Raw genomic sequence first — 9,231 nt, 5'->3', positions numbered from 1 at the left:
ATGATCAAACTCTTCAATTTAAAAGTTTGATGCTCAAAGAATTAAACTTCGTAATGAATTACGCGTTCACTCTTGAGACTTGGTATTCATTTTTCGTCCGAGGACGTCAAGAATCCGTATCTTCGAGTGCCCACACAGATTGTCTGATAAATTGTTAAAGAGCAGTGCAACGCGGCTTTCGCTCACCGTTGCGAGGTGGCGTATATTACGCTTTCCTCTTTCAGAGTCAACCCTGAATTTCAGGATTTTTCTCTTCAACCGACCGGCTGTTTGTGTGAAGTGATTCACATCCGCCGTGTCGATGGAGGCGCATTATAGGGATCCCATTTTTTTGCACAAGCGTTTTTTGGATCTTTTTTTCTGTTTGTTGATTTTTCATCCCTTTCGCTCCATTCCTGCGCAAAGTGGCGATTTTTTGATGCTATCTCCCCTTGCACAACGCCATTAAAGCAACCAAAGTCTTCATGACTATTCATTTATGATGAGGTAGACATGTCTGACACATTACGTCCTTATAAGGATCTTTTTCCTGAAATCGGTCAGCGCGTGATGATCGATACCAGCAGCGTGGTTATTGGCGATGTCCGTCTGGCGGATGATGTCGGGATCTGGCCGCTTGTGGTGATTCGCGGCGATGTGAATTACGTTACGATAGGGGCTCGTACGAACATTCAGGATGGCAGCGTTCTTCACGTAACCCACAAGTCTCCATCCAATCCACACGGCAACCCATTAATCATTGGCGAAGATGTTACCGTTGGCCATAAAGTTATGCTGCACGGCTGTACCATCGGTAACCGCGTACTGGTCGGTATGGGCTCCATTGTGCTGGATGGCGCGATAATAGAAGATGACGTAATGATTGGCGCGGGAAGCCTGGTGCCGCAGCACAAACGGCTGGAAAGTGGCTATTTATATCTTGGCAGTCCGGTAAAACAGATCCGCCCCCTGAGCGATGCTGAGAGATCGGGCCTGCAGTACTCCGCCAATAACTATGTAAAATGGAAAGACGACTATCTTTCTCAGGATAACCATATCCAACCGTGATCGTCTTCCTGCTGGGCCAGGATTAATGCTTCAGCCTCTTCTTCCAGGTCCCAGCGATACTCACGAAAAATGGCCAGCCATTGCTCCGCTGTTTCTCCACCAAAGCGATACGCCAGTACATCTTTTTTTATTGCACACGTGAGTTGCATCCCATTAACCAGGGCGGGAAAGATGACAGCGCTGGCGGCAGTATCCCATTCTTCGCGGTCAGGAAATTGTATGGCCTGGTTCACGCTAATAATTCCTGCTGTAGCAGCTCAATCACTGGCTCGACCTGCGGTAATACACCGTGCCAAAGCAAAACGGCATGTGCAGCCTGCCCCACCAGCATTCCCAGCCCATCTGCGTAACGTTTTGCGCCCTGTTGTACACACCAGGAGAGAAATGGCGTATTCCCTTTTTGATAGAACATGTCATAGCAACAGAGGGAAGGGTGAATAAGTGACGCTGGTATCGCCGGGATTTCGCCCCGTATGCCGCTGGAGGTCGCATTAATAATCAGGTCAAACTCACAACCATCCAGCTTGTCCATATCCATGGCATGAACGCTGCCGGTATGAGCAAAGATTTTCGCCAACGCTTCGGCACGTGAAGCTGTACGGTTGGTGATAGTGACCGCGCAATCCAAAGAAAGCAGAGGTAACAGCACGCCCCGGGATGCGCCGCCCGCGCCAATCAGCAAAATACGCCATCCTGGGCGGATAAAATTTAAACGTTTGAGATCGCTTAATAAACCGATACCGTCAGTATTGTCGCCAAGCAAACGACCATCTTCCAGCCGTTTTAATGTGTTGACGGCTCCCGCCAGCGATGCTCGTTCCGTTAACTCATCCGATCGCGCAAACGCCTCCTCTTTAAAAGGTACTGTGATGTTTGCGCCTTTTCCCCCTGCCGCGAAAAAGGCATCAAGCGTATTAATGAAATTATTAATAGGGGCCAGCACACGACCATAGGGGTGAACAATATCTAGCTGCTGAGCAAATTGCTGATGAATAAATGGCGATTTGCTGTGCGCAATCGGATTTCCAAAAACAGCATAGGTTTCCATCATATTACCCCTGTCGAAACAGTTCGCCCGTCAGAGCATCGCGAATTTCTGAAGGATTTAAACGCCCACCCGTTGCGCCTTCAACCACCGGAAAATCATCGCCAAATTGCGCACGCACCTCTTCAACGGTACGACATGGCGGTAATCCGCTCAGATTGGCGCTGGTGGAAACCAGCGGTTTGCCATACGCATTGCATAGCGCGACCACCAGCGGGTGGTTGGTAACACGAACGGCCAGGGAATCAAAACGTCCCGTGAGCCACCGCGGCGTTGTCGCGGGCGCAGGAAAAACAAACGTTACCGGCCCGGGCCAGCAATCAAATACTGCTTTACGCTGTGCGGCGGTAAGTATGCTGTCATCAATATAAGGTTTTAACTGCTCAAAGCTGGCGGCAATCAAAATGAGTCCCTTATCGACGGGCCGTTGTTTTAACGCCAACAGGCGCGTAACGGCTGTTTCACTATCGGGATCGCAGCCGACGCCGAAAACGGCTTCTGTTGGATAAGCGATGACATTTTCTTTATTCAGGAGATCTACCGCCGCGGCGATAGATCCTGTTGGCAGGTTATTATTCACTTGTTTATTCCACCGGAACCGGCTTTCCACATTGTTTACTGGCGCAAAAGCGCTTCACGCCCTGCGCGGTTTTCTTTTCGATGAGTAGCGGATAATGGCACTCGGGGCATTCCCCCGCAACCGGTGTGAAGTTAATGACGAACTGACATTCCGGGTAGCGATCGCAGGAATGAAAGATTTTACCGTAACGAGAACGGCGCTGGACCAAATGTCCTTGCTGGCAGGCTGGACAGGCTATCGCCGTTTCATCCGGTTTATCAATAACCACTGTATGTTCACATTGCGGATACTGACTGCATCCGATGAACATACCAAAGCGCCCCTGACGCAGCACCAGTACGGCGCCACACTCAGGACACAATTGCCCCTCCAGAATTTTAACGATATGCCCGTCCGCCTGACTTTTCAGCGGACGAACGTAATCGCATTCCGGATAGCGAGAACAGCCGAGAAACGGACCATGTTTCCCGGAACGAATTACCAGTTCGGCCCCGCACTGCGGGCAGGGCTCATTTTTACGCACCGAAAACAGTGCTGATTTAGCCATATTCACTCATGCAGCATTAACACCTATCAATGCAGCATACCTTCATTTACCTCAAAGAGTAATTCTTCCATTTGCTGATAGGCGTTTTCACAGCCCGGAATGTTGAATAACACCATCAAAATAACCCATTTCAAGTCTTCCAGGTCAAACTCTGCGGTATCCAGCGCCAGCACACGCTCAATCACCATTTCTCGTGTTTCGAGGTTCAGCACCTGAATCTGCTCAAGGAATAACAGAAACCCCCGGCAACTGGCATCAAGCCTTTCACACTCTTCAACCGTATAAATGCGCATTGAAAGAGGGTCGGAAGCAAGTTGCATGGGTTCCGCGAGGCCATCCTGATAGTCAGCGAGTTTTTCCAGCCACAGCAGCGCATTGTAGATGTCTTCGCGATCAAACCCAGCGTCGGTGAGATCACGCTCCAGTCTGTCCTGATCCACGCGCAGCTCGGCTTCGTTATGGATGTATGTTTCAAACAAATACATTAGTACGTCGAACATGGCTTGCCCTCCTTAATCGGACATAGCCGCCGGGTACAGCTGCGATCCATCCTGCTAACTCCAGTTCGAGTAGATGAGCCACTACCGCTGGCACAGGTTGGCCGGCACGTTCAGCGACGACGTCAACAGGTGTTACCTCATCTCCTACGTTAGCCAGGAGCTCAGGAAATGGCAATGCCGCCTCATCCTGATTTAGTGAATAAAGTGAATTTTCCGCCGTAGTTGGCAACCAGTGTAAGCCGTATTGCAAATTTTCCAGAATATCCTCCGGCGTCGTCACAAGCGTGGCCCCTTGTTTAATTAACCAGTGCGTGCCTTCGCTTCCCGGACTACCGATAGGACCTGGTAATGCAAAAACGTCCCGTCCCTGTTCAAGCGCGCAGCGCGCCGTCACCAACGAACCGCTGCGCAACGCCGCCTCGATTACCAGCACGCCTTTGCTCAGTCCGCTGATGATACGGTTTCTGCGAGGAAAATGTTGCGGTAGCGGAGGCGTTGAAAGCGGAAATTCTGAGACCACTGCGCCGCCAGTGGCAATCAAGTTTTCAGCCAGCACGGCATGTCGGCGAGGATAAATCTTTGCCAAACCATTCCCTAACACCGCTACACTTTTTCCCCCCATACTCACCGCGGCGTTGTGTGCTACGCCATCAATTCCCCGGGCAAGGCCGCTGGTGATAGTCAAACCGCTTTTCGCAAGGCTTTCGCAAAGCAGACGTCCCCAGCGTTCTCCATACCAGGAGTGGCTCCGGCTCCCTACGACGGCAAGTTGGCAGGTATGCAGACAGGCAGGATCGCCGTCAATAAAAATAGCGCCGGGATAATCGTCAATAGCACGCAGTTGGGGAGGATAAATCTCACTATCCGCACACAGAAAATGGTGCTGCGGTAGTTCAAGCCAGCGTAATGTCTCATCAAGCACACCTGCTGGAAGCTGTAAAAAACGTTCAGCTTGCCGCGCGGTAAGACCAGCCTCCTGAAGGTGCGTGCGATTTATCTGAGGCTGGCGAATAAGCGAATTCGCCATGTTCAACATCGCCTCGCCATAAAGGTCGCCGACGTACATTAAACGTAACCAAATTTCGGTACGGGCCATCCTTTCCCTCCCCTGCCACAAGCAGTCTGAACAATCTTTGCGATTGGTCACTGATGCTGTCAATCAGGTGGGGATTTGTCTAGAATAGAGGTAATAATCTTTTCAACTCCTGAACACAACTCTGGATAATTATGTCAGTTTTGCAAGTGTTACATATTCCGGACGAGCGCCTTCGCAAAGTCGCAAAGCCGGTTGAAGAAGTGAATGCAGAAATTCAGCGTATCGTCGATGATATGTTCGAAACGATGTACGCGGAAGAAGGTATCGGTCTGGCCGCAACGCAGGTCGATATCCACCAGCGGATCATCGTGATTGACGTTTCGGAAAACCGCGACGAGCGCCTGGTACTCATTAACCCGGAATTGCTGGAGAAAAGTGGCGAAACGGGTATAGAAGAAGGCTGTCTGTCGATTCCGGAACAGCGCGCTTTAGTGCCGCGCGCCGAGAAAGTGAAAATCCGCGCGCTGGATCGCGACGGCAACCCGTTTGAGCTTGAAGCGGATGGTTTGCTGGCAATTTGCATTCAGCATGAGATGGATCATCTGGTCGGTAAACTGTTTATCGATTATTTGTCGCCGCTGAAGCAACAACGTATTCGTCAGAAAGTAGAAAAACTCGACCGCCTGAACGCCCGGGCTTAAAGGACAAGAACCAACGTGTCAGATTCACTACGTATTATTTTTGCGGGTACACCTGACTTTGCAGCGCGTCATCTCGACGCGCTGTTAACTTCTGGACATAACGTTGTCGGCGTATTTACCCAACCCGATCGTCCAGCAGGTCGCGGCAAAAAGTTGATGCCCAGCCCGGTAAAAGTGCTGGCGGAAGAAAAAGGCCTGCCCGTTTTCCAGCCCGTGTCGCTTCGTCCTCAGGAAAACCAGCAACTGGTTGCTGACTTACATGCCGACGTCATGGTTGTCGTAGCATATGGTCTGATTCTCCCAAAGGCAGTGCTGGATATGCCCCGTCTCGGATGTATCAACGTTCACGGTTCGCTGCTTCCACGCTGGCGCGGCGCGGCGCCTATTCAGCGCTCACTTTGGGCAGGCGATGCGGAAACCGGCGTCACAATTATGCAGATGGATGTAGGGCTGGATACCGGCGACATGCTGTATAAACTTGCGTGCCCGATTACCGCAGAAGATACCAGTGGCTCACTGTATAATAAGTTGGCTGAACTTGGCCCGCAGGGGTTAATTACCACACTAAAACAACTGGCGGACGGCACAGCGACGCCTGAAGCGCAGAATGAAGCGCTGGTCACTCATGCGGAAAAGCTCAGTAAAGAAGAAGCGCGTATCGACTGGTCTCTCTCCGCAGCACAGCTGGAGCGTTGCATTCGCGCCTTTAATCCGTGGCCAATGAGCTGGCTGGAAATCGACGGTCAGCCGGTAAAAGTCTGGCAGGCATCCGTCATTGAGGACGCCACGCAGTCGCTGCCGGGAACTATTCTGGCCGCGACGAAACAGGGCATCCAGGTTGCAACAGGCAAGGGGATATTAAATTTGCTTTCGCTTCAGCCTGCCGGCAAAAAAGCGATGAGCGCCCAGGATCTGTTAAATTCACGCCGGGAATGGTTTATTCCTGGTAACCGTCTTGCCTGACGGTCACGTCTTTATAAGCCCGGTGTTACCGGGCATTTTTATTTTATACATATGAAAAAACAAAACAATTTACGTAGTCTGGCAGCACAGGCCGTTGAACAGGTCGTCGAGCAGGGACAATCATTAAGTAATGTGCTCCCGCCGCTGCAACAAAAAGTCGCCGATAAAGACAAAGCGCTACTTCAGGAGCTGTGCTTTGGCGTCCTGCGCACCCTTTCACAGCTGGAATGGCTGATCAATAAGCTGATGTCTCGTCCAATGACCGACAAGCAGCGTACAGTGCATTACTTAATTATGGTCGGCTTTTATCAGTTGCTGTACACCCGCGTTCCTCCCCATGCGGCGCTGGCTGAAACCGTTGAAGGCGCGGTCTCCATCAAACGTCCGCAGTTGAAAGGGTTAATTAACGGCGTCCTGCGCCAGTTCCAGCGCCAGCAGGAAACGTTGCTTAATGAGTTTGCGACCAGCGATGCGCGCTTTTTACATCCAGGTTGGCTGGTAAAGCGTTTGCAAAATGCTTACCCCACACAGTGGCAACACATTATTGAAGCGAATAACCAGCGTCCACCGATGTGGCTACGTGTAAATCGTACACACCACACCCGCGACGGTTGGCTTGGCTTACTTGAAGACGCAGGCATGAAGGGATATCCCCATCCCGATTATCCCGACGCTGTACGTCTGGAAACGCCAGCTCCGGTACATGCTTTACCCGGTTTTGCTGAGGGTTGGGTAACTGTCCAGGATGCCTCTGCGCAGGGATGTGCGGTTTTTCTCGCTCCTCAGAACGGTGAGCACATTTTAGACTTGTGCGCCGCGCCCGGCGGTAAAACCACGCATATTCTCGAAGTGGCCCCCGAAGCAGACGTGTTGGCGGTTGATATTGATGAACAACGACTCTCCCGCGTTTACGACAACCTAAAGCGTCTTGGGATGAAAGCGACAGTTAAACAAGGGGATGGACGTTATCCCGCCCAATGGTGCGGCGAGCAGCAGTTTGACCGTATTCTGCTGGATGCGCCCTGCTCCGCAACCGGCGTCATTCGCCGTCATCCAGATATCAAATGGCTGCGTCGCGATCGCGATATCGCGGAACTGGCGCAATTACAGGCGGAAATCCTTGATGCCGTCTGGCCGCGCCTGAAGCCTGGCGGGACGCTGGTTTACGCCACCTGTTCCGTACTGCCGGAAGAAAACCGCGATCAGATCAAAACCTTTTTGCAACGCACTCCCGATGCCGCGCTCAGCGAAACGGGAACACCTGATCAGCCAGGACAGCAAAATCTGCCGGGCGGCGAAGAAGGTGATGGGTTCTTTTACGCTAAGCTAATCAAGAAGTGATGAGATAACGGGCCACGACTGATGAAAATTATCATACTGGGCGCAGGGCAAGTTGGCGGAACACTGGCGGAAAACCTGGTCGGCGAAAACAACGACATCACGGTGGTTGATACCAACGGCGAACGGTTACGCAGTTTGCAAGATAAGTTCGATCTACGCGTAGTTCAGGGGCATGGTTCGCATCCCCGCGTGTTGCGCGAAGCGGGCGCTGACGATGCGGATATGCTGGTCGCTGTCACCAGTTCAGATGAAACTAATATGGTTGCCTGCCAGGTAGCCTATTCACTCTTCAACACTCCAAACCGTATCGCCCGCATTCGCTCCCCGGACTATGTTCGCGATGCGGATAAACTCTTTCATTCTGAAGCGGTTCCGATTGATCATCTGATCGCGCCGGAGCAGTTGGTTATCGATAATATTTATCGCCTGATCGAGTATCCGGGAGCATTACAGGTTGTAAACTTTGCTGAAGGGAAAGTCAGTCTGGCAGTAGTAAAAGCCTACTATGGTGGTCCACTAATAGGTAACGCGCTCTCGACAATGCGAGAACATATGCCGCATATCGATACTCGCGTTGCCGCAATTTTCCGCCATGACAGACCAATCCGTCCTCAGGGCTCGACTATCGTGGAAGCAGGGGATGAAGTCTTCTTTATTGCGGCTTCACAGCATATCCGTGCAGTAATGAGCGAATTACAGCGTCTGGAAAAACCCTACAAGCGCATCATGCTGGTGGGCGGCGGCAATATCGGCGCCGGGCTGGCAAGGCGTCTGGAAAAAGACTATAGCGTTAAATTGATCGAACGCGATCAACAACGCGCCGCAGAACTGGCTGAGAAGCTGCAAAACACGATCGTCTTTTTTGGCGACGCTTCCGATCAGGAATTGCTGGCGGAGGAGCATATTGATCAGGTCGATCTCTTTATCGCGGTCACTAACGATGATGAAGCCAATATCATGTCCGCGATGTTGGCCAAGCGGATGGGCGCCAAGAAAGTCATGGTGCTAATTCAGCGTCGAGCTTATGTCGATCTTGTGCAGGGTAGCGTTATAGATATTGCGATTTCTCCGCAGCAGGCCACCATCTCTGCATTACTGAGCCATGTGCGTAAAGCGGATATCGTCGGCGTTTCCTCACTACGTCGCGGGGTTGCCGAAGCCATCGAAGCCGTCGCGCACGGCGATGAAAGCACTTCCCGCGTGGTTGGCCGCGTCATTGACGAAATTAAACTGCCCCCAGGCACCATTATTGGCGCGGTCGTTCGCGGTAATGATGTCATGATTGCTAATGACAATTTGCGCATTGAACAAGGCGATCACGTCATTATGTTTTTGACCGATAAAAAGTTTATTACCGACGTCGAACGTCTGTTCCAGCCAAGTCCTTTCTTCCTCTAATTTAAGGGGCGCTCATTCAGCGCCCTTTTTAATTCCCTTTATTTATCAAGGTTTAATTTATTTCGCTAAACAG

The 9,231-nt window shown here is 51.4% G+C and carries 12 protein-coding genes; 5 read left to right on the top strand and 7 right to left on the bottom strand.

Translation table 11 applies throughout. From position 1 onward, the window contains the following. Positions 1–226: 226 nt before the first annotated feature. Positions 227–379 carry a hypothetical protein gene (locus ABVM99_RS23910; protein WP_000795911.1) on the bottom strand — a complete coding sequence of 51 codons (153 nt, stop codon included), beginning with the start codon at positions 377–379 and terminating at the stop codon, positions 227–229. A 113-nt stretch (positions 380–492) separates the two neighbouring features. On the opposite strand from ABVM99_RS23910, the gene ABVM99_RS23905 reads away from it, so the two are divergent. Beyond that, complete coding sequence (locus tag ABVM99_RS23905; protein ID WP_023195809.1) at positions 493–1,047, top strand: gamma carbonic anhydrase family protein; 555 nt, start codon at positions 493–495, stop codon at positions 1,045–1,047. Here the strand turns inward: ABVM99_RS23905 and ABVM99_RS23900 are convergent. From ABVM99_RS23900 to dprA, 6 genes are read right to left on the bottom strand one after another with little or no spacing between them, the layout of a single operon-like run. Continuing rightward, on the bottom strand, positions 1,023–1,280 hold the full coding sequence (locus ABVM99_RS23900; protein ID WP_001070575.1) for a DUF1488 domain-containing protein: 258 nt from the start codon (positions 1,278–1,280) through the stop codon (positions 1,023–1,025). The two genes, ABVM99_RS23905 and ABVM99_RS23900, sit on opposite strands and share 25 nt — an antisense overlap. Further along, on the bottom strand, positions 1,277–2,095 hold the full coding sequence (gene aroE, locus ABVM99_RS23895; RefSeq protein WP_000451202.1) for a shikimate dehydrogenase: 819 nt from the start codon (positions 2,093–2,095) through the stop codon (positions 1,277–1,279). Before aroE ends, ABVM99_RS23900 begins: the two co-directional genes overlap by 4 nt. A 4-nt stretch (positions 2,096–2,099) precedes the next feature. Further along, positions 2,100–2,672, bottom strand: a complete 573-nt coding sequence (gene tsaC / locus ABVM99_RS23890) for an L-threonylcarbamoyladenylate synthase type 1 TsaC (RefSeq protein WP_001063613.1) — start codon at positions 2,670–2,672, stop codon at positions 2,100–2,102. A gap of 4 nt (positions 2,673–2,676) precedes the next feature. Continuing rightward, positions 2,677–3,219 carry a type I DNA topoisomerase gene (locus tag ABVM99_RS23885; protein WP_001129708.1) on the bottom strand — a complete coding sequence of 181 codons (543 nt, stop codon included), beginning with the start codon at positions 3,217–3,219 and terminating at the stop codon, positions 2,677–2,679. Between the two features lie 26 nt (positions 3,220–3,245). Further along, complete coding sequence (gene smg / locus ABVM99_RS23880) at positions 3,246–3,719, bottom strand: DUF494 family protein Smg (RefSeq protein ID WP_000460663.1); 474 nt, start codon at positions 3,717–3,719, stop codon at positions 3,246–3,248. Further along, positions 3,691–4,815, bottom strand: a complete 1,125-nt coding sequence (gene dprA, locus ABVM99_RS23875) for a DNA-protecting protein DprA (protein ID WP_023195808.1) — start codon at positions 4,813–4,815, stop codon at positions 3,691–3,693. Before dprA ends, smg begins: the two co-directional genes overlap by 29 nt. A gap of 131 nt (positions 4,816–4,946) precedes the next feature. Between dprA and def the strand changes: the two genes are divergently transcribed. The 4 genes from def to trkA are packed head-to-tail and all read left to right on the top strand — an operon-like array spanning position 4,947 to position 9,158. After that, a complete protein-coding gene (gene def / locus ABVM99_RS23870; RefSeq protein ID WP_000114987.1) occupies positions 4,947–5,456 on the top strand; it encodes a peptide deformylase in 510 nt (169 codons plus the stop codon). Positions 5,457–5,471: 15 nt separating this feature from the next. Continuing rightward, positions 5,472–6,419, top strand: coding sequence for a methionyl-tRNA formyltransferase (gene fmt, locus ABVM99_RS23865; protein WP_001285174.1), 948 nt, complete (start codon positions 5,472–5,474; stop codon positions 6,417–6,419). A 51-nt stretch (positions 6,420–6,470) separates the two neighbouring features. Beyond that, entirely contained in the window at positions 6,471–7,760 is a 1,290-nt protein-coding gene (gene rsmB, locus ABVM99_RS23860) for a 16S rRNA (cytosine(967)-C(5))-methyltransferase RsmB (protein ID WP_023195807.1), read from the top strand. Positions 7,761–7,781: 21 nt separating this feature from the next. Continuing rightward, positions 7,782–9,158, top strand: a complete 1,377-nt coding sequence (trkA, locus tag ABVM99_RS23855; protein WP_000691374.1) for a Trk system potassium transporter TrkA — start codon at positions 7,782–7,784, stop codon at positions 9,156–9,158. Positions 9,159–9,231: the final 73 nt, after the last annotated feature.

Origin of the sequence: Salmonella sp. SJTUF15591 (genome assembly GCF_043356435.1) — a bacterium.
In the GTDB taxonomy this organism is placed as follows: Bacteria; Pseudomonadota; Gammaproteobacteria; order Enterobacterales; family Enterobacteriaceae; genus Salmonella; species Salmonella enterica.
Note: the sequence above shows the minus strand (reverse complement) of the source record. Positions and strands in the feature narration are given on the sequence as shown.

Bases quoted from the DNA above. Each gene is read 5' to 3' on its own strand.
- smg (WP_000460663.1), bottom strand. From the start codon at position 3,719: ATGTTCGACGTACTAATGTATTTGTTTGAAACATACATCCATAACGAA.
- aroE (WP_000451202.1), bottom strand. From the start codon at position 2,095: ATGGAAACCTATGCTGTTTTTGGAAATCCGATTGCGCACAGCAAATCG.
- rsmB (WP_023195807.1), top strand. From the start codon at position 6,471: ATGAAAAAACAAAACAATTTACGTAGTCTGGCAGCACAGGCCGTTGAA.
- ABVM99_RS23885 (WP_001129708.1), bottom strand. From the start codon at position 3,219: ATGGCTAAATCAGCACTGTTTTCGGTGCGTAAAAATGAGCCCTGCCCG.
- dprA (WP_023195808.1), bottom strand. From the start codon at position 4,815: ATGGCCCGTACCGAAATTTGGTTACGTTTAATGTACGTCGGCGACCTT.
- ABVM99_RS23905 (WP_023195809.1), top strand. From the start codon at position 493: ATGTCTGACACATTACGTCCTTATAAGGATCTTTTTCCTGAAATCGGT.
- def (WP_000114987.1), top strand. From the start codon at position 4,947: ATGTCAGTTTTGCAAGTGTTACATATTCCGGACGAGCGCCTTCGCAAA.
- trkA (WP_000691374.1), top strand. From the start codon at position 7,782: ATGAAAATTATCATACTGGGCGCAGGGCAAGTTGGCGGAACACTGGCG.
- ABVM99_RS23910 (WP_000795911.1), bottom strand. From the start codon at position 379: ATGAAAAATCAACAAACAGAAAAAAAGATCCAAAAAACGCTTGTGCAA.